22 protein-coding genes and 1 pseudogene are annotated in these 18,620 nt (G+C 58.1%); 12 read left to right on the top strand and 11 right to left on the bottom strand.

Annotated elements, in window-relative coordinates; genetic code table 11:
• Nucleotides 1–22: 22 nt before the first annotated feature.
• Nucleotides 23–2,527, bottom strand: coding sequence for an ABC transporter permease (locus AC1RR7_RS25355; protein ID WP_493158667.1), 2,505 nt, complete (start codon nt 2,525–2,527; stop codon nt 23–25).
• Nucleotides 2,527–3,210: an ABC transporter ATP-binding protein gene (locus AC1RR7_RS25350; protein WP_085710774.1), complete on the bottom strand. Its 684-nt coding sequence runs from the start codon at nt 3,208–3,210 to the stop codon at nt 2,527–2,529. Before AC1RR7_RS25350 ends, AC1RR7_RS25355 begins: the two co-directional genes overlap by 1 nt.
• A 10-nt stretch (nt 3,211–3,220) precedes the next feature.
• On the opposite strand from AC1RR7_RS25350, the gene AC1RR7_RS25345 reads away from it, so the two are divergent.
• On the top strand, nt 3,221–3,826 hold the full coding sequence (locus AC1RR7_RS25345) for an arylesterase (RefSeq protein ID WP_096821062.1): 606 nt from the start codon (nt 3,221–3,223) through the stop codon (nt 3,824–3,826).
• 24 nt (nt 3,827–3,850) lie between these two features.
• Here the strand turns inward: AC1RR7_RS25345 and hxsC are convergent, their stop codons facing one another.
• The 4 genes from hxsC to hxsA2 all read right to left on the bottom strand — a co-directional run bounded on the left by hxsC (nt 3,851) and on the right by hxsA2 (nt 7,046).
• Nucleotides 3,851–5,014: a His-Xaa-Ser system radical SAM maturase HxsC gene (hxsC, locus tag AC1RR7_RS25340; protein WP_493158666.1), complete on the bottom strand. Its 1,164-nt coding sequence runs from the start codon at nt 5,012–5,014 to the stop codon at nt 3,851–3,853.
• Nucleotides 5,008–6,360 carry a His-Xaa-Ser system radical SAM maturase HxsB gene (gene hxsB, locus AC1RR7_RS25335; RefSeq protein ID WP_238553833.1) on the bottom strand — a complete coding sequence of 451 codons (1,353 nt, stop codon included), beginning with the start codon at nt 6,358–6,360 and terminating at the stop codon, nt 5,008–5,010. Before hxsB ends, hxsC begins: the two co-directional genes overlap by 7 nt.
• Nucleotides 6,361–6,457: 97 nt before the next feature.
• Nucleotides 6,458–6,760, bottom strand: a complete 303-nt coding sequence (locus AC1RR7_RS25330; protein WP_493158665.1) for a His-Xaa-Ser system protein HsxD — start codon at nt 6,758–6,760, stop codon at nt 6,458–6,460.
• 1 nt (nt 6,761) lies between these two features.
• On the bottom strand, nt 6,762–7,046 hold the full coding sequence (gene hxsA2 / locus AC1RR7_RS25325) for a His-Xaa-Ser repeat protein HxsA2 (protein ID WP_081493573.1): 285 nt from the start codon (nt 7,044–7,046) through the stop codon (nt 6,762–6,764).
• 150 nt (nt 7,047–7,196) lie between these two features.
• Here hxsA2 and AC1RR7_RS25320 point away from each other — a divergent pair.
• The 3 genes and pseudogenes from AC1RR7_RS25320 to AC1RR7_RS25310 all read left to right on the top strand — a co-directional run.
• Nucleotides 7,197–7,343: pseudogene (locus AC1RR7_RS25320) on the top strand (arylesterase); the annotation flags it as partial.
• A 57-nt stretch (nt 7,344–7,400) separates the two neighbouring features.
• Nucleotides 7,401–7,694 carry a hypothetical protein gene (locus AC1RR7_RS25315; RefSeq protein ID WP_007955656.1) on the top strand — a complete coding sequence of 98 codons (294 nt, stop codon included), beginning with the start codon at nt 7,401–7,403 and terminating at the stop codon, nt 7,692–7,694.
• Between the two features lie 150 nt (nt 7,695–7,844).
• On the top strand, nt 7,845–8,816 hold the full coding sequence (locus tag AC1RR7_RS25310) for a L,D-transpeptidase family protein (RefSeq protein ID WP_096821063.1): 972 nt from the start codon (nt 7,845–7,847) through the stop codon (nt 8,814–8,816).
• Between the two features lie 123 nt (nt 8,817–8,939).
• On the opposite strand, the gene oprI is transcribed toward AC1RR7_RS25310, so the two are convergent.
• Nucleotides 8,940–9,191 carry an outer membrane lipoprotei OprI gene (oprI, locus tag AC1RR7_RS25305; RefSeq protein WP_003183784.1) on the bottom strand — a complete coding sequence of 84 codons (252 nt, stop codon included), beginning with the start codon at nt 9,189–9,191 and terminating at the stop codon, nt 8,940–8,942.
• 637 nt (nt 9,192–9,828) lie between these two features.
• Here oprI and AC1RR7_RS25300 point away from each other — a divergent pair.
• Nucleotides 9,829–10,110, top strand: a complete 282-nt coding sequence (locus AC1RR7_RS25300; protein ID WP_007955658.1) for a GNAT family N-acetyltransferase — start codon at nt 9,829–9,831, stop codon at nt 10,108–10,110.
• A 70-nt stretch (nt 10,111–10,180) separates the two neighbouring features.
• Here AC1RR7_RS25300 and AC1RR7_RS25295 read toward each other — a convergent pair whose 3' ends face one another.
• Nucleotides 10,181–11,257: a 3-deoxy-7-phosphoheptulonate synthase gene (locus AC1RR7_RS25295; protein WP_042560279.1), complete on the bottom strand. Its 1,077-nt coding sequence runs from the start codon at nt 11,255–11,257 to the stop codon at nt 10,181–10,183.
• A gap of 145 nt (nt 11,258–11,402) precedes the next feature.
• Nucleotides 11,403–11,831 carry a PilZ domain-containing protein gene (locus AC1RR7_RS25290; protein WP_085730573.1) on the bottom strand — a complete coding sequence of 143 codons (429 nt, stop codon included), beginning with the start codon at nt 11,829–11,831 and terminating at the stop codon, nt 11,403–11,405.
• Between AC1RR7_RS25290 and AC1RR7_RS25285 the strand changes: the two genes are divergently transcribed.
• The 5 genes from AC1RR7_RS25285 (at nt 11,830) to cysB (ending at nt 15,796) form a co-directional block, all read left to right on the top strand.
• The gene (locus AC1RR7_RS25285) at nt 11,830–12,216 is read left to right on the top strand and encodes a thioredoxin family protein (RefSeq protein ID WP_273535608.1); all 387 of its coding nucleotides are present in this window, start codon (nt 11,830–11,832) and stop codon (nt 12,214–12,216) included. The two genes, AC1RR7_RS25290 and AC1RR7_RS25285, sit on opposite strands and share 2 nt — an antisense overlap.
• Nucleotides 12,216–13,169 (top strand): putative 2-dehydropantoate 2-reductase, encoded by a 954-nt coding sequence (locus AC1RR7_RS25280; RefSeq protein ID WP_493066389.1) that lies wholly within the window; start codon nt 12,216–12,218, stop codon nt 13,167–13,169. The genes AC1RR7_RS25285 and AC1RR7_RS25280 overlap by 1 nt, the downstream gene beginning before the upstream one ends.
• A gap of 31 nt (nt 13,170–13,200) precedes the next feature.
• Nucleotides 13,201–14,106: a 5'-nucleotidase gene (locus AC1RR7_RS25275; RefSeq protein WP_096821066.1), complete on the top strand. Its 906-nt coding sequence runs from the start codon at nt 13,201–13,203 to the stop codon at nt 14,104–14,106.
• Nucleotides 14,107–14,204: 98 nt separating this feature from the next.
• Nucleotides 14,205–14,708: a universal stress protein gene (locus AC1RR7_RS25270; protein WP_085730577.1), complete on the top strand. Its 504-nt coding sequence runs from the start codon at nt 14,205–14,207 to the stop codon at nt 14,706–14,708.
• Between the two features lie 113 nt (nt 14,709–14,821).
• The gene (gene cysB / locus AC1RR7_RS25265) at nt 14,822–15,796 is read left to right on the top strand and encodes an HTH-type transcriptional regulator CysB (RefSeq protein WP_007955684.1); all 975 of its coding nucleotides are present in this window, start codon (nt 14,822–14,824) and stop codon (nt 15,794–15,796) included.
• A gap of 8 nt (nt 15,797–15,804) precedes the next feature.
• On the opposite strand, the gene AC1RR7_RS25260 is transcribed toward cysB, so the two are convergent.
• Nucleotides 15,805–16,287 carry a GreA/GreB family elongation factor gene (locus AC1RR7_RS25260; RefSeq protein ID WP_096821067.1) on the bottom strand — a complete coding sequence of 161 codons (483 nt, stop codon included), beginning with the start codon at nt 16,285–16,287 and terminating at the stop codon, nt 15,805–15,807.
• 2 nt (nt 16,288–16,289) lie between these two features.
• Nucleotides 16,290–16,697: a hypothetical protein gene (locus AC1RR7_RS25255; RefSeq protein ID WP_102620449.1), complete on the bottom strand. Its 408-nt coding sequence runs from the start codon at nt 16,695–16,697 to the stop codon at nt 16,290–16,292.
• A 124-nt stretch (nt 16,698–16,821) separates the two neighbouring features.
• Between AC1RR7_RS25255 and earP the strand changes: the two genes are divergently transcribed.
• Complete coding sequence (gene earP / locus AC1RR7_RS25250; protein ID WP_493158664.1) at nt 16,822–17,964, top strand: elongation factor P maturation arginine rhamnosyltransferase EarP; 1,143 nt, start codon at nt 16,822–16,824, stop codon at nt 17,962–17,964.
• 48 nt (nt 17,965–18,012) lie between these two features.
• Entirely contained in the window at nt 18,013–18,582 is a 570-nt protein-coding gene (locus AC1RR7_RS25245) for an elongation factor P (protein ID WP_096821070.1), read from the top strand.
• The last annotated feature ends 38 nt before the right edge of the window (nt 18,583–18,620 follow it).

Here is an 18,620-nt window from a genome sequence, read left to right as displayed (position 1 = left end):
TGGTAATGAGGGCTGGAGTCTATCAACCCTCGCGCAACACTGTCAGAGGGCTCGCATTCAGTGCCCGACGGGTGCCGAACACACCGGCGCCACCGATCAGGGCCGCACCGATCAACGGCAGCACCAGCAACCATGGATGCGGGTGCCAGGGCAGGTCGAACGCGAAGCGATACAGCACCAGACTCACCACTTCCGAACCGATGGCCGCCAGCAACCCGCTGACCGCACCGAGCAGGCCGAACTCGATCCGCCGTGCCTTGACCAGCAACTGCCGTTCCGCCCCCAGCGCACGCAACAATGCGCCCTGGCGAATGCGTTCATCGAGGGTTGCCTGCAACCCGGAAAACAGCACCGCCATCCCGGCCGCCAATACAAACAACAACACGTACTCTACCGCCAGGGTGACCTGAGCGAGGATGCTGCGCAGCTGTTCGAGCAAGGCTTCGACTTGCAGGATGGTCACCGCCGGGAATGCTCGTGACAACTCGACAATCTGCTGGTCGTGACCGGGCGCCAGATAGAAGCTGGTCAAGTAGGTCGCGGGCAGATCTTTCAAAGTGCCGGGCTGGAAGATCATGAAGAAGTTCGGCTGGAAGTTGTCCCAGTTGATCTCCCGCAGGCTGGTGACCTTCGCTTCGCGATTCACTCCGCCAACGCTGAACACCAGGTGATCGCCGAGTTTGAGCTTGAGGCTTTCGGCGACTTTGCCTTCCACCGACACGCCGGGCACATCGTCCTGTGGCTGAGCTTTCCACCACTCACCGGCAGTGAGCTTGTTGCCTGCCGGCAGGTCAGCGGCCCAGGTCAGGCTCAGGTCGCGCTGGATCGCCCGGTCACCGGCCGAGTCCTTGCTGACGATCTGCTGCACCGCTTCGCCGTTGATGCTGATCAGTCGTCCCGGCACCACCGGATACAACGGCGCAGCCTGGGCCGAGACATTGATCAGGTGATCGGTGAAGGCCTGCTTGCCCGCCGGCAGGATGTTCAGGGCGAAATAGTTGGGGGCGTTTTTCGGCAGCTGGTTTTGCCAGGTGTCGAGCAATTCACCGCGCAGCAAAGCGATCAGCGCCATCGATAGCAAGATCAGACCAAATGCCAGGGACTGTCCGGCCGCCGCCAGCGGGTGACGCAGTAACTGGCCCAAGCCGAGACGCCACGGCAGCGATGCACGAGCCAGTAGACGACGCAGGCTGTTGAGCAGCAGCAACAGCAAACCACCCAGCACCAGTGCGGCGACCACGCCACCGCCAAGCAAGGCAAAGGTCAGCAACAGATCCAGGCTCAGGCGCCACATGATCAACCCGAGCGCACCGAGCGCTGCGCCGTAGACCATCCATGTGCTCGACGGAATCGGCAGCATGTCCCGGCGCAAAACCCGCAGCGGTGGAACACGGCCCAATGCGGCCAGTGGCGGCAAGGCAAAACCGGCCAGCGCAACGAGCCCGGTGCCGATCCCCGCCAGCGCCGGCAGCAAGCCACCCGGCGGTACGTCGGTCGGCAGCAGATCATGCAGCAGCGCGAACAATCCCAGCTGAGCAAGCCAGCCAAGCAGGGCGCCGCTGAGGCTGGCGAACAGGCCGAGCACCGCCAGTTGCAGGCTGAACAGCACCATGGTTTCCCGGCGAGACAGACCCAGGCAACGCAGCAGGGCACTGGCATCGAAGCGACGGCTGGCGAAGCGATTCGCCGACAACGCCACGGCCACGCCAGCCAACAGTACGGCGACCAGACTGGCCATGTTCAGATAACGCTCGGCCTTGCCCAATGCACCGCCGATCTGCCGGTTGCCGTCGCGGGCATCCTGAATCCGCTGGTTGGCGGCAAGGCCCGGTTTGATCAGTTGGCGATAGGTTTCCAGCGCGTTGGGTTCACCGCGCCACAATTCGCGGTAGCTCACCCGGCTGCCAGGCTGGACCACGCCGGTCGCGGCGAGGTCGTCGAGGTTGATCAGCACCCGTGGCGTCAGACTGTAGAAGTTGCCGGCGCGATCCGGCTCGTAGGTCAGCACCCTTGTGAGCTTCAAGGTCTTCATGCCGACGTCGATGCTGTCGCCAATCTTAAGGTCCAGCGCCGTGAGCAGGCGCGATTCGACCCAGGCTTCTCCCGGCTGTGGTTCGCCGCCCGACGTTTCGGCGGCAAACGGTGCCGGGGCACTTTTCAATTCGCCACGCAGCGGATAGGTGCGGTCCACGGCCTTGATGCTCGACAACTGAATGCCGTTATCGGTGGCGATGACGCTGGAGAATTCAACGATCTGCGCATGGTCGAGGCGCAGCTCGGTGCCGCTCTTGATCTGTTCCGTTCGGGCGGGAGAGCTGCCTTCGAGCACCAGGTCCGCGCCAAGAAACTCGGTGGCGCGCAAGGTCATGGCGCCATTCAGACGAGCGCCGAAGTAGCCGATGGCGGTACTGGCGGCAACCGCTACCAGCAAGGCAAAGAACAGCACCCGCAACTCCCCGGCGCGGGCGTCGCGCATAAGTTGGCGCAGGGCAAGACTGAACAGACGCAACAGCGGCAGACGTGCCATCAAGGCTCCAGGGGGGCGACCAGCAGGCCGGCTTCAAGTCGAATCAGACGCCGGCAGCGATGGGCCAGGCGTTCATCGTGGGTCACCAGCACCAGGGTGGTGCCGCGTTCCTTGTTCAGTTCGAACAGCAAGTCGCTGATGCGCTCGCCGGTGTGGCTGTCGAGGTTGCCGGTGGGTTCGTCGGCGAACAGCACATCCGGTTCGGCAGCGAAGGCTCGGGCAATGGCGACACGCTGCTGTTCGCCACCGGAGAGCTGGCGCGGCGAGTGCGTCAGGCGCTGACCGAGGCCGACCCGCTGCAGCAATTCGGTGGCGCGGCCGCGGGCGTCTTTGCGGCCGTCGAGCTCCAGCGGCAGCATGACGTTTTCCAGGGCGTTGAGACTGTCGAGCAACTGGAACGACTGAAAGACGAAACCCACGTGTTCGGCACGAATGCGTGCGCGCTGGTCTTCGTCGAGGTTGCTCAGGGACTGGCCGGCGAGAACGACTTCGCCGCTGCTTGGCAGGTCGAGGCCGGCGAGCAGGCCGAGCAGGGTGGATTTACCGGAGCCGGACGCGCCGACGATGGCCAGGCTGTCGCCCTTGTTCAGTTCCAGGCTGAGTTCGTGCAGGATGGTCAGTTCACCTTCCGCGCTGGGAACCACTTTGCTAAGGTTCTTCGCGGTGAGAATGCTTGCGCCCATGGAGAATCCGATGCGTGTGTGGTTTTTGAGTGCTGGCCTGGCCTTGATGTGCATGGCCCAGAACGCAGCGGCGGGTACAGTCCTGATCGTTGGCGATAGTATCAGCGCCGGTTTCGGACTGGATACCCGGTTGGGGTGGGTGTCGCTGCTTGAGCAGCGGCTCAAGGCCGAAGGTTTTGACGATAAAGTGGTCAATGCCTCCATCAGCGGCGACACCAGTGCCGGAGGCCAGGCGCGCCTGCCGGCGCTGCTTGCAGAGCATAAGCCGGAGCTGGTGATCCTCGAGTTGGGCGGCAACGATGGCCTGCGCGGAATGCCGCCGACGCAATTGCAACAAAACCTTGCGGCGATGATCGACAGCTCCCGTCAAAGCGGTGCCAGGGTGCTGTTGCTCGGCATGCAATTGCCGCCCAATTACGGCAAGCGCTACACCGATGCGTTCGCGCAGGTGTACGGCCAACTGGCCGAGGAGAAAAAGATCCCGCTGGTGCCGTTTTTCCTCGACGGGATCGGTGGACATCCCGACTTGATGCAGGCCGATGGTCTGCACCCGGCGGTCGGGGCCCAGGGCAAGTTGCTGGAAAATGTCTGGCCTACGCTAAAACCGCTGTTATAAATCGGCCTTGCGGTAGGTTGTAGATCAGAAGGGAGATAGTTGCTTGCTGTATCCAAATTTGACCCCAGACGCGAAAAAGCCTCCGCATTCGCCTTGTTTTCGGCACCCTTCGCACTCCGGCGCGAACTCGTTTTTCCAGTCGCTGATCGACTTTCGGTAATACGGAAGAATATCTGGGTTAACCAGACAGAGCTGATGGTTGTACACCGATACGTTCATTCCATATTTGGTAAGAATTTGCACCGATTTGCTGAGCGTGTCTTTGTACTCGATGGGGTCAATCCATAGTTCGTCAAGATTTGCGCGGGTAAACCCCATCATTTCAAGACCCATCAAAGCGACCTGATCGACGAACAGAAGGTTGCGGGCAATGAACTCACATAGCTGAGTAAGTCGCGATACTGACAGCTTATGAATGACGATTCGAATTTCCACTCTCTGGCCCAAGCGCTTCAGATTCAGAATGCCTCGTATGGTCTCTTCGAATGCGCCTTGAGCCTGCACGATGTAATCATGCAGAGATGGATCGTCTGAGTAGACAGGAATACCGACCATCGCATCTGGTAATCCAATCGCTGCATAATCTTCGGCAAACGATGGGTCTTTGAAGCTTCTTCCGTTCGAAAGGATATGGATAGCGGTTCTTGGCAAATAGCTTTTTGTCAGGCGAATAATTTTAAGAAACCGCTCCTTGTTGGTCGTCGGCTCCCCCCCCGTGAAGCCTAATTCGCGGGTCTCTCGAGGAATCAGCGGAATCAAGCTCTCGATCTCATCGAGTAGCCATGAGTCATCTGCCGTTTTAGGAGGCTGAGAGCACATGAGGCAGTAGTTGTTGCATTGCTCGGTCAGCAGGATGCTGTTGTTAGGCGACGAGGCTCGAAACAGAACTCGTATGCTTTGACGGTCAGCGGAAAGACGGACAATGTCATTGTTGCTAATGTAGTCGTAATCGTTCGGAAGAATCGAGTAATCGGAATCTGGTGGTAGTTCTTGAGCCAAATTCTGATGCTTCTCAGTTAGAAGGTAGTGCGCGAATCCGATGGGGACAGGGAGTTCAGAAGCCAGATAGGCCATTTCTCTCCGGAGGATTTCGGGAAGGTTCCGGTTCGTGGAGACCTTGATTAGCGTGAGATCCTTGTAAACATCAACCGCGTGGATACGGATAATTTTTCCACTGAGCTTCAGCATCGATTGGCCCACCCCATAAAAATCCGTTTCGTTTCTTCGTCGTTTTCCATCAACTCTAGGAGGTGCTTAAAGATCGCCATGTTTCGCTTACAAAACGAGGATTCTGGTTTCCTGCCTACCAGATCCTTGTGCATGGCGTGATGGTAGACGGGCTCCGAGCCGCAATAGGGTTCAAATGCACAGTCAGAACACATGGGAGCACTCAGCGTAAAGGAGTTTTCCAGTGCATCAAGCAATTGATCGGAGAGGATGATCTCTTCATAGGATTGTTCCAGTATGTTGCCTAATCTGAAGGTATGGTCGCCCATTTCTGCAAGCATACGACTTTCATCTGAGGCATAGACCGAGCCATCATAATTGAACACGATGGCAGCAATTCCAACCCCTGCTGGATTCATCAGATCAACGAATCCTGGGTCTGTTGATGTGAGCATTTTTGCCAGTACAAGCGAAGAGTACTGCTCTACAAATCGTACGCCGGACTTGTTCAGCTGGATGATGTACTCAAGACCTTCCTTGTAAAATTCCAGCCACCGTTCAGTGTCATATGACAGGAATTTCTTGGTCTTGATCGCAAAGCCATATGGCGAGAGAGTGCGGAGAAAAATCCCATCAAAGCCTAGACGTAAGTACTCATCAATGATGGCTCGTACATGCGGTAGGCTCTTATCGGTGGTCGTCATCAGCGCAGACACTTGATCGTAACCGAGTACTGCTCGTGCTTTCGCTAACCCTTCTTCGAAGCGCTGGTGGCTATCCCGACCAGGACGCGGGCGATTGGCATTGTGGATGCTCATTGGTCCGTCGAGGGAAGATGAAAGCACTATGCTGTGCTGCTTACAGAAATCCAGCATCTCATCAGTCAATAGCGACAGCGTGGTTGCGATCACGAACTGAAGGTCACGACCTTCTTTCAGGTTGCGTTTTTTGGCGTTAAGGACAACGTATCTCACCATTTCAAAATTCAGCAACGGCTCTCCGCCCTGAAACTCAATTTTGATGGCTGGATTGGGGGACATGAAAACGAAATCCAATGACCGGTCAGCCATCTCTGTAGTCATGTCGAATTCACCTTTGCTTTCCGACTGCCTGGAGACTTGGCAATAGGGACAGCTATGGTCGCAGCGAAGGGTGACGACAAAGATATGCAAATTGGTGAATTGAGCCAGTCTGGACAAGCGAGTGCGAATCTTGAGAGCTAGTAGCTGTAGAGGTGTCTGCTCATCTGGAAATCGTATGAATTGCTTTGAGCGGAGCGTTGGTATCAGCTCCGATGTAAGCGGTAGCGTCCTGTTGATCAGTGGCTCGAGCAGCGGTATCGGTAAAACGTGATACTCGCCTGCCATATTGATAATGACGTACTCACAGTCATTCAGACGGTCAAATTTGAATGGCAACAGCTCGTAAGGACGATGCTGTAGATAGAAGTCAAGCGCCTGAAATTTACTCACTGATCAGCCCGGTTTTTGAGAAGGCCAGTCCAAGGATCAGATTTTTGATCTGCAGAGTTTCAGCATTCAGCCGGAGGCGAAGCTGGTAGTCGACTACGTCCTTCTTGAATTCTTGAGTAGCGAGCAGAAATGTGGGTTCGTCGATGCCGATATTTGAGGACAGAACGCAGCTGAATTTCCCATCAGCACGCGCAATATCAGCCGTCAGCGAGTTCATCGCGCGATAAGCAGCTTTTTGCAGCACTTGTGCGTCGTAGAGCTGCTCATCAAATACAAGTACCACCTCGTACTTCATATCAGGAGCCCGAATGGTGAGAGCTGTGCGAACTGTGCGATGAGTGGGAGCTGTGAGAGCTGTGGTAGGCCATGAATTGACCTTGGTCCCCGCGCTTCAATACAAACGTAAACAAATCGTTGCCGCCGCGAACAGAAAGGTTTTCGCTCTGAGGAGGCGATTGAGTTGGGATTGTTTGGTCGGTGGCGGGGTCGATGATCTGGTGAGGTACTGATGCAGAAGCATGCTCTGCAACAACTGCTGCTGCCAAAGTCGCCATAGGTACCAAAAAGGAGCGATTTTTCATTATTGGATTTCCTTATCAGGGGTGTGGTTACTCTCTGAGTCTCTCCGTCGGACAATCGTGATGTCAATATGAAATTAACGTTGCTATGTGTTCCATGGTCAAAATCCGACAGGCGTAGTAAGGGGGGTAGAATTTTGGGCAGGATCTCCTCAGAAAAAGATCCCGCTGGTGCCGTTTTTCCTCGACGGGATCGGTGGACATCCCGACTTGATGCAGGCCGATGGTCTGCACCCGGCGGTCGGGGCCCAGGGCAAGTTGCTGGAAAATGTCTGGCCTACGCTAAAACCGCTGCTATGAGGCTTTTCTAGCGGCAGGCTTTCGGCTAATGTGGCGCCCCCCTAAATGGAGCCCCCGATGCCGCGTTCTGCCTGGTCCCTGTTTGCCTACCAACTGATCGAGCCTGACGAACAGCTGGATCTGTTCGCCTGCCAGGAAGTGCGGGTGCATCTGGTGACCCGTCAACTGGAGCTCGGTGGCTCGGCTGACCGAACCCTGTGCGGCAGTCTGCTGCCGGCGCAACCGCGCTGGTCGAGCGTGGATCGCCGGGTGTTTCAGGATCAGCGCCTGTGCTCGCTGTGCCGGGCGATTCTCGAATCGCAGAAGCGTGGAACCTCGCCGATCTGGCCTGAGCTGCGTTTCGAGCTTTAAGCGCAAGCATCTTCCGAACGCAGCCCGACCTGGCGGTGGCTTCAATTATGAAGAGTTCTGCCTGCCCATCGGCGCATCTCCCCGAATTCCCTGGGCGCGGTGTACAATCGCGTTCTTATACCCTTGTCGATCTTGCGAAGGATTCTCCGGATGTTGCCGCGTTTCCCTGCCGTCACCCGCTGCCTGTCTCTTGCCGCCCTGTGTGTGGCCGGCCCCGTTGCCGCATTGGAGTTTCCCCTGCCACCACCTGGTGAGGACATCATCGGCCAGGTGCAGGTGATCAAGGCCAAGTACGAAGACACCTTTGCCGATCTGGGCACCACCTACGATCTGGGCTATTCGGAAATGGTCGCGGCCAACCCGGGCGTCGATGCCTGGTTGCCGGGGGCGGGCACCGAAGTGGTCCTGCCGACCCGTTTCATCCTGCCGCCGGGTCCACGTGAAGGCATCGTGATCAACCTGGCCGAGTACCGCCTCTACTACTACCCGAAAGGCCGGAACGTGGTGTACACGTTCCCGCTGGGTATCGGTCGCGAAGGCTGGGGCTCGCCGATTGCCCACACCACGATCACTGCCAAGACGCCGAATCCGACCTGGACACCGCCAGCCTCGATCAAGGCCGAGCACGCTGCCGATGGCGATCCGCTGCCAAACGTGGTGCCGGCTGGTCCGGACAACCCGCTGGGTCCGTTCAAGTTCACTCTGGGCACACCGGGCTACCTGATCCACGGTTCGAACAAGAAGTTCGGCATCGGCATGCGTACCAGTCACGGCTGCTTCCGCATGTTCAACAATAACGTGCTGGAAATGGCCGGCATGGTGCCGGTGGGCACGTCGGTGCGAATCCTCAACGATGCGTACAAGTTCGGTCGCAGTGGCGGCAAGGTCTACCTGGAAGCGCACACGCCGATCGACGACAAGGGCAACCCGTCGGTGGTCGACAAGCACACCGCCGTGATCAACGCGATGCTCAAGCGTGAAGACATCACCAACAACCTGCGCATGAACTGGGATGTCGTCCGTGATGTAGTCGCGGCCGAAGATGGCCTGCCAACCGAAATCGGCACGCCGAACACCTCGGCGCCGATCGTCTCCAGCGCACCGATCGACTTGCAGCAGTAAGCCGATAAAAAGAACCCGCCGATGCTTGCGCGTCGGCGGGTTTTTTATTGCATGAAGAAAATTTCAGGCAAAAAAAAGCCGACCCGAAAAACGGGTCGGCTTGATAACAATCCCGAAGGACTATTACTTGCGGCTAGCTTTTTCCAGCATGCGCAGAGCACGCTCGTTAGCTTCGTCAGCAGTCTGTTGTGCTTTTTGAGCAGCAGCCAGAGCTTCATCAGCTTTACGGTAAGCTTCGTCTGCACGAGCCTGGGAGCGAGCAGCTGCGTCTTCAGTAGCGGTCAGACGTGCTTCGGTTTCTTTCGATGCGCTGCTGCAACCGGTAGCCAGAACTGCGGCCAGAGCCAGAGCAGAGAATTTCAGAACGTTGTTCATCGTGTTCCCCTTCAAGGACTTTCAATTAAGTGGCTGTCTCCTCCGATTGAGGAAATAGCCGGCGTACATACTACCCATTACTTGTAGTAAGTAAACTGACGTAAGGCAAGAAGCAAAAAAAATTGTAGGCGTTGATTCTTTTTCGAGCAACTTTTAACTGGGTTGTATAAAAAATATTCAGCTGCAAGGCCCGAGATGAGCGAGTTAATGAGAAAAAGTTCCCGTGGTCCGGTGCTGTTTTGCGGGTAGTGGCTAGAGTCTGTCTATATGGATTCGTCCACACTTTTGTTGCGTTTTTGTGCAGCGTCTCACCTATCTTTGTCCATGTTCAGGTGACTTTAAAAAACCAGGCACGTCTTAAGTCTCAACATCCGGCGATGTTCAGCCTTTCGGCTCGGGACGAGCGTCTCCCGAACCGGCCCTGAGTCCACCGGAGCTGCCCCGTCAATCAGCACGATGACGAGTGCGCCTTGAGCATTTTCGCCATTGGTGCCTACTATTTGATACGTGCTCGGGTTGCGCGAGATCGGTGCAGTTCTTCTCGGTGTCCATCAGGCACGGGGTGGCGTAGATGTTCCTTCGCCGGGAAAACATCGGTAAGGTAGGGGTCAGAATTCGAGACCCGCGAGGAGTAGTGATGAGCGAGGCGTTGTCCATCCACCATGACCAGGCTGGTCATCAGTTCGAGACCAATGTGGACGGTCATCGTGCCTACCTGACCTATATGGATCTGGGGAAACAGACCCTGGATATCTATCGCACCTTCGTGCCCAACGCATTGCGTGGCCGAGGCATCGCGGCAGCCCTGACCGAACGGGCGCTGCAGTACGCCGATGAAATGGGCTACACGGTGATTCCGTCGTGCTCCTACGTGGAGCGCTACATGGAGCGTCATCAGCGGCGCACCGCCAAGATCTGACTGACCTCACACCGCACACACAAAAACGCCGGGCAATGCCCGGCGTTTTTTTATGCCTGCGAAACGGCTATCAGCTGCGCTGACGTTTCGGCAGCACATCCTTGAGCTTGGCGTGCATGCTGCGCAAGGTGTTTTCGGTGGCCGACCAGTCGATGCAGGCATCGGTGATCGAGACGCCGTATTGCAGGTCGGCGAGGTCTTTCGGAATCGCCTGGCAACCCCAGTTCAGGTGGCTCTCGACCATCAGGCCGATGATCGACTGGTTGCCTTCGAGGATCTGGTTGGCGACGTTCTCCATCACCAGAGGTTGCAGGGCCGGATCCTTGTTGGAGTTGGCGTGGCTGCAATCGACCATGATGTTCGGCTTGATCTTCGCCTTGTTCAGCGCCTGTTCGCACAGGGCAACGCTGACCGAGTCGTAGTTCGGCTTGCCGTTGCCGCCGCGCAATACCACGTGACCGTAGGCGTTGCCCTTGGTGGTGACGATCGACACGCCACCTTCCTGGTTGATACCCAGGAAACGGTGCGGGCTGGAGACTGACTGCAAGGCGTTGATCGCCACGGTCAGGCCGCCGTCGGTGCCGTTCTTGAAACCGACCGCCGAGGACAGGCCGGAAGCCATCTCACGGTGGGTCTGGGATTCGGTGGTGCGGGCGCCGATGGCCGACCAACTGATCAGATCCTGCAGGTACTGCGGGGAGATCGGGTCGAGGGCTTCGGTGGCGGTCGGCAGGCCTTTCTCGGCCAGGTCCAGCAGCAACTGGCGACCGATGTGCAGACCGTCCTGGATCTTGAACGAGTCATCCAGGTACGGGTCGTTGATCAGGCCTTTCCAGCCGACGGTGGTCCGCGGTTTTTCGAAGTACACGCGCATGACCAGATACAAGGTGTCCGACACTTCCGCCGCCAACACCTTCAGGCGCTCGGCGTACTCGTGGGCAGCCTTGATGTCGTGGATCGAGCAAGGCCCGATGACCACGAACAGACGGTGGTCGGTGCCATCGAGAATGTTGCGGATGACTTCGCGACCCTTGGTGACGGTGCGCAGGGCAGCGTCGCTCAGAGGGATATCACGCTTGAGCTGATCGGGAGTGATCAGTGTCTCGTTGGAGGCGACGTTTAGGTCGTTGATCGGTAAATCAGCCATCGTTTACTCGTCAGGTCACGGGTGCCGGCCGCCAGCGATCCCCGCGCGGCGGAGCACAGCAGATTTAAGCGCGTCGGGGAGCCGAACCTTATCGCGTTAGACGCCTGCTAGACAATGGGCAAGTAACTGTTCAGTCCAGCTCTGGTTACGCAAAAGCCTTGCGAACGCTGTCGTGGGAGAACTCTTCGGCGTGCTGCTCGACCCATTGCAGCGCTCGCGCCTGGATATCCTGCAGGTCATCGTGGGCATCGTTGATTCGGCAATAACGCTCGATCTGACACACCTGCTCACCCATTCGCGCGCTGAACAGCGTCTGTTCGTCGGTGAACGCAATGCCCACCAGATAACCTTTTTTACGGCGCAAGCACCAGGCCACATAGCCCGGATAGGCGAAGTCGGCATTGAGTGTGGGCATGCGCACTTGCAGCGCGGTGCCATGACGCCAGGCGCGGTGGTAATTGCAAGCGATGCCGCCGAGGCTGATAGTGTGCAGCTGTTGCCGCGAAATGCACTCAGGTTTGAGCAACGTTAATTCGACGGGCACATCATCCGGATGAGGAATAAACCGTCCCATGAGCACAGACTCCCTGTGTCGGCCATTTGACATTGTTTCCCCCAGTATAGTGTTCGAATCGGAACTGACCGATTTCGACGCCGACCAACGGCTGCTGGCGATGAACGGCATTTCGCTGGTGATTTTCACCAGTGTCGGCTGCGCCAGCTGCCGCTATGCCCGCGAGGTGTTGCCAGGGTTCGATCTGGCGGTCGATCGCGTGTGCTGGATCGACGCTGGCAACAACGGCGGGCTGGTCGAGCGTTATCAGGTCTTTCATTTGCCGGCGCTGTTCGTGGTGCGCGACGGCGAGTTCTTTGGGGCAGTACACGCGCGCTTGAATGCCACGGAGCTGAACGCAGCCGTGGCCCAGGCGCTGGGTCGAATTGCAGAGGAGTTGCCGTGATGGGAGCAGTGAACAGACCGGTCGTGGGGATTATCGGTACCGGCGCAATTGGAGGGTTTTACGGCTTGATGCTGGCCCGGGCCGGGTTCGATGTGCACTTTTTACTGCGCAGCGAGTTTTCCGCCGTCGCCGAACGTGGTTTGCAGGTGGACAGTGCGGTTCACGGCACGCTGACGCTGAATCCGGTGCAGGCCTATTCCTCGGCTGAAGACATGCCGCCCTGTGACTGGTTGCTGGTCGGCGCCAAGACCACCAGCAATGCCGGGCTGGCGCCGTCGATCATTCAAGCGGCCAAACCCGACGCGAAAGTGCTGGTGCTGCAGAACGGCCTGGACGTCGAGGACAGTCTTCGCGCATTGCTGCCCGATTCACTCCACTTGCTGGGCGGCTTGTGCCTGATCTGCGTTCACCGGGAAGGCCCGGGCCACATCACTCATCAGGCGCTGGGGGCGGTGAACGTGGGTTATCACAGCGGTCCGGCAGCCGATGATGCGGCGCGCATGGCGATCGTCGAGGAGGGCGTCGGACTGTTCCGCACTGCGGGCATCGACTCCCAGGCCATGCCGAACCTGCATCAGGCGCGCTGGCAGAAACTGGTCTGGAACATTCCCTACAATGGTCTTTCGGTGTTGCTCGGTGCGAGCACCACGCCGCTGATGGCCGATGCCGACAGCCGCATACTGATTCAGGCGTTGATGGCCGAAGTGGTGCAGGGCGCCAAAGCCTGTGGTCATGACATGCCGCCCGGTTACGCCGAGTACCTGTTCATGATGACCGAGAAAATGCCCGACTATTGGCCGAGCATGTACCACGATTTTCTGCACAAACGACCGCTGGAACTGGACGCCATCTACGCTCGACCCTTGGCAGCGGCAAAAGCGGCAGGTTGCGAGCTGCCGCGCATCGAAGCGTTGTACCGCAATTTGCGTTTCATCGACCGGCGTAACACCTGAGTCGGTTTCTTGAGGGGATTTGGGGGAAGGCATGGCCAAGAACATCGATGACAAACTGGTGCTGGCGATTTCGTCCCGTGCCCTGTTCGACCTGAGCGAGAGTCACAAGGTGTATCTGTCGAGCGGCGTCGAAGCCTATCGGCAATATCAGATCGAGCACGAAGACGAAATCCTCGCGCCGGGCGATGCCTTTCCGCTGGTGGAAAAACTGCTCAACCTCAACAGTCGCCTCGGCCGTGCCCGGGTCGAGGTGATTCTGGTGTCGCGCAACAGTGCCGACACCGGCCTGCGGGTGTTCAACTCGATCGATCATTACGGCTTGGCGATTTCCCGCGCGGCATTTGTCGGCGGGCGCAGTCCTTATCCCTATCTCAAAGCGTTCGGTTGCGACCTGTTTCTTTCTACCCATGCTGAAGACGTGCGTTCGGCGCTGGATAACGGCTTTGCGGCGGCGACCATTCTTTCCGGCGGCGCCAGCCGTGCGGCCAGCGATGAATTGCGCATCGCCTTTGACGGCGATGCGGTGCTGTTTTCCGACGAATCGGAGCGGGTCTATCAATCCGGTGGCCTCGAAGCCTTCCAGGCCAAGGAGCGTGAATCCGCTCGTGAGCCGTTGCGTGGCGGGCCGTTCAAAGGCTTCCTCGCGGCGCTCAATCTGTTGCAGCGCGAGTTCCCGGACGACGCTTGCCCGATCCGCACCGCACTGGTCACCGCACGTTCGGCGCCGGCTCACGAGCGGGTGATCCGCACTTTGCGCGAGTGGGACATCCGTCTGGACGAGTCGCTGTTCCTCGGCGGCCTGACCAAATCGGCGTTCCTCGAAGCCTTTGCCGCCGACGTGTTTTTCGACGATCAGGCCGGTCACTGCGAGCTGGCCCGGGAGGTGGTTGCCACCGGCCATGTCCCGCACGGCATCAGCAACGAACCGGCGGTCTAAAGCCCACGTGGTTCAAGACGTTGCGTCGCACGTCGTACTCGCCAAGGCACTGCTAAGCTGAATCAAATCTCCGCCATGTTGGCTAGCGAGGAGGTCATATGATTCGTTCGATGCTGTATGCCACTGACCTCGGTCTGTACGCACCGTTAGTGATGCAGCATGCCTTGGCGATGGCTCGAATATTCAATGCCGACTTGTATGTGGTGCACGCGGTGGAACCCATGGGGCTGTTTGCCGAATCGGTGTTGCAGAGCTATCTCGACGAGCAGGCGTTGAACGAATTTCACAGTCAGGGTCTGAAAACCGTCATCGCCAATATCGAGCAGCGGGTGCTGGACAGTTTTCGCGAGGAACTGGGGGACGAAGGCGAGCAGGATCTGCTGCGGATTCGTGCGGTGCGGGTGCTGCAGGGTGATCCGTCGCAGGTGATTCTCGACCAGGTACAGAAACTCTCCGTCGATTTGCTGATCGTAGGAAGTCACAGCCACGGGGTTGGGGCGGAAACACCGTTGGGGCGCACGGCGACTCGCTTGCTGCAATTGTCCAAGGTGCCGGTTTACATGGTGCCGCTGGTGGAGCGTCGGCGTCGGGAGGATCGCTGAGGCGGGAATAATGGCGTTTTGATAAAAAAGTTCTAGATTTATTCTTCAAACCATTAATATAGTTATATACCGTCGCTGATGCCCGTGGCGTCTACCTGCTTTGAGGGATTCATATGAAGCTTCAACAATTGCGCTACATCTGGGAAGTGGCGCACCACGACCTCAACGTTTCCGCTACAGCCCAAAGTCTCTACACCTCGCAACCGGGCATCAGTAAGCAAATCCGTCTGCTGGAAGACGAACTGGGCGTCGAAGTGTTCGCCCGCAGTGGCAAGCACCTGACCCGTGTCACTCCGGCCGGCGAGCGCATCATCACCACCGCCGGTGAGATTCTGCGCAAGGTCGAGAGCATCAAGCAGATCGCCCAGGAATTCTCCAACGAGAAAAAAGGCACCCTGTCGATCGCCACCACTCACACCCAGGCACGTTATGCACTGCCGCCGGTGATCAGCAATTTCATCAAGCAATACCCGGACGTGGCGCTGCACATGCACCAGGGTTCGCCGATGCAGATCGCCGAAATGGCCGCTGATGGCACCGTCGATTTCGCCATCGCCACCGAAGCGCTGGAGCTGTTCGGCGATCTGGTGATGATGCCGTGCTACCGCTGGAACCGCTGCGTGGTTGTACCTCAGGGCCACCCGCTGACCAAGCTGCCGAAGCTGACCCTCGAAGCGCTGGCCGAATACCCGATCGTGACTTACGTGTTCGGCTTCACCGGCCGTTCGAAACTCGACGAGGCTTTCAGCCATCGTGGCCTGACGCCGAAAGTGGTGTTCACCGCCGCCGACGCCGACGTGATCAAAACCTACGTGCGCCTGGGGCTGGGTGTCGGCATCGTGGCGAAAATGGCCGTCGATACCAAACTCGACAACGACCTGGTGGTACTCGATGCCAGCGAACTGTTCGAGTCCAGCGTGACCAAGATCGGTTTCCGTCGCGGCACTTTCCTGCGTGGTTTCATGTGCGACTTCATCGAGAAATTCGCGCCACACCTGACCCGCGAAGTCATGGCCAAGGCCATTCAGTGCCACAACAAGCAGGAACTCGAAGAGCTGTTCGAAGGCGTTGAACTGCCGGTCCACTAAGTCCCTGTCTACAGCACCTCGGTGACAGCAAACTGTTGCCGGGTGCCCGCCACCAGAATCTCCACCTCATCGCCCTCGAACTTGCCCAGCAGGCTTTTGCCCAGCGGCGAGCGCGGGGTGATGACGGTAATCGGCTGACCGACCACGTCGACTTTCAGTCCCGCCGCATCCGGTGCCAGAAACAGCCATTGCTCGCGACCCTTTTCGTCTTCCAGACCGAGCAGGGCGCCGATTTCAATTCCGCGTTGATCGTCATAGGCCCGAAGCGTCAGGTTCTGGCAGACCGCCAGTGACTGGCGGATCTCCTCGACCCGTTTCGCTTGCCCGGCCGCCAGGTACGACGCCTCAAGTCCCAGGGTGTCGTACTTGTTTTCGGCGATGTTCTCTTCGTGGGTCGCGGTTTCGTAAGCGGTTTGCGCGGCGCGCTCGGCGATATCGAGGTCGACGCGCAGTTTGTCGAGAATCAGTTGATGGACGGCGTGCTTGTTCATGATCAATCGCAGAATTGCAGGACGTTGGCGCGGCTTTTTTCGCTTGGGGCCGTCTGATCCTGCTGGAGCCAGAACTGGCATTTAGGATTCGACTGGTTGCGCGTGCTGCTGCGGGCCTGATCGAGGCGGTTCTGCTGCTCGTTCTTGCGCAGGTTTTCTTCGTACTGCTCGAACAACGGGCTTTGTGGAGGAATATCCGGCACCGCTCGTACCGCCGGTGGATTGGCCAGTTGTTGTACGGCCTGGGCAACCGGCGCCAGTTGTTCATTGAAGACAAAGCGTGAAATGAGCCAGCAGGTCAGCGCAATGGCCAGGAAACCCAGCCACAGGCCCAAGGCAATGCTGCCGGTCAATTGCAGCGCGCTAAGCTGAACAGGCAAGGGGCGACGCGGGTTTGGGCGGTAGGGCATGGCTGCCTCCTGGCGGATGATTGCGGGCAAGTGGCGATTGTCGCACGAAGATTAATCGTCGTCGGCTCTTCTGCACGCAGACATTTATGCGGACAATCGTCGCTTTTGCCAACGGGAGTCTTGAATGCCGCAACCGAAAACCCGCTGGGACATCTTTTGCACCGTGGTCGACAACTACGGCGACATCGGGGTGACCTGGCGTCTGGCCCGGCAACTGGTGGCCGAGCATGCATTGGCAGTGCGGCTGTGGGTCGATGATCTGCGCGCGTTCGAACGGATTTGCCCGGAACTCGACATCAATCTCGACGCGCAATGGCAACAGGGCGTTGAAGTCCGGCACTGGCCGGCAGAATGGCCGGAAACGGACGCCGCCGATGTAGTGATCGCCGCGTTCGCCTGCCAGTTGCCGGGTGCCTACATGGACGCCATGGCCGAGCGGGAAAAGCCGCCATTGTGGATGAACCTCGACTATCTCAGCGCCGAAGACTGGGTGGCCGGCTGCCACGGCCTGCCTTCGGTGAAGTACAAGTCCGTGCAGAAGATCTTTTTCTTCCCGGGATTCCAGGCGGGCACTGGCGGGTTATTGCGTGAAAGCGGATTGCTTGAGCGACGTCAGCGGTTTCAGCAGGATCCCGAGTCGCAGCGACAATTCCTGCAGGCGTTGGGGGTCGATCCTGCACCCGGTACGCAACTGATTTCGCTGTTCGCCTACGAGAATGCCGGGCTCGCCAGTTGGCTGGATGTACTCGCGGCCGATTCGACGCCCACTCATCTGCTGGTGCCGGAAGGGCGGATTCTCGGTGATGTCGCACGTTGGCTCGGCGTCGACTCGCTGGCTGTCGGCGCTGTGCATGTCGATCGATCGCTGACTGTGCAGGTGCTGCCGTTCATCCGGCAGGATCAATACGATCAACTGTTGTGGTGCTGCGATTTCAACGCGGTGCGCGGCGAAGACTCGTTCATCCGGGCGCAGTGGGCAGGGCGGCCGATGCTGTGGCACATCTATCAGCAGGACGAAGATATCCATCTGGACAAGCTCGATGCCTTCCTCGCGCTCTACACAAAAGGCCTTTCGACGGAAGCTGCCGAGGCGATGAACGGTCTCTGGCGGGCCTGGAGTGCCGGGCAGCCTATCGGCGAGCACTGGCTTGAGGCCCGTAAATACTGGCCCGAACTGCAGAAAAATGCCGAAGCATGGTGTCTGGAACAGGCCTTGCAGGCCGATCTTGCGACGGCGCTGGTACAGTTTTACCGAAATTGGATATGATACGCGGCCTAGATTTTTGTAAATCCCATCCAAATTCGGATATTCGCAATGAAAACTGGTAAAGAACTCAAACCCGGTACCGTGATCCGTATCGACAACGATCCTTGGCTGGTTCAGAAAGCTGAATTCACCAAATCGGGCCGTAACAGCGCGATCATGAAGACCAAGCTGAAGAACCTGCTGACCGGTTACAAGACCGAAACCGTTTACGGTGCGGACGACAAGCTGGACGACGTGATCCTGGACCGCAAAGAAGCGACCCTGTCCTTCATCAGCGGTGACACCTATACGTTCATGGACACCAGCGACTACACCATGTACGAGCTGAACGCCGAAGACATCGAAAGCGTTCTGCCTTTCGTTGAAGAAGGCATGACCGACGTTTGCGAAGCCGTGTTCTTCGAAGAGCGTCTGGTTTCCGTAGAGCTGCCGACCACCATCGTGCGCGTAGTTGACTACACCGAAGGTTCGGCTCGTGGCGACACTTCCGGCAAAGTCATGAAGCCAGCCAAGCTGAGCAACGGTACTGAGTTGCAGGTTGCCGACTTCATCGAAATCGGTGACAAGATCGAGATCGATACCCGCGAAGGCGGTTCCTACAAAGGCCGTGCCAAATAAGCACTGGTTTTTGCGGAAAGAAAAAGCCCGACCATTGA

Source organism: Pseudomonas sp. GW821-FHT11G12 (genome assembly GCF_058808055.1).
This window is presented reverse-complemented; position numbering and strand designations above follow the sequence as displayed.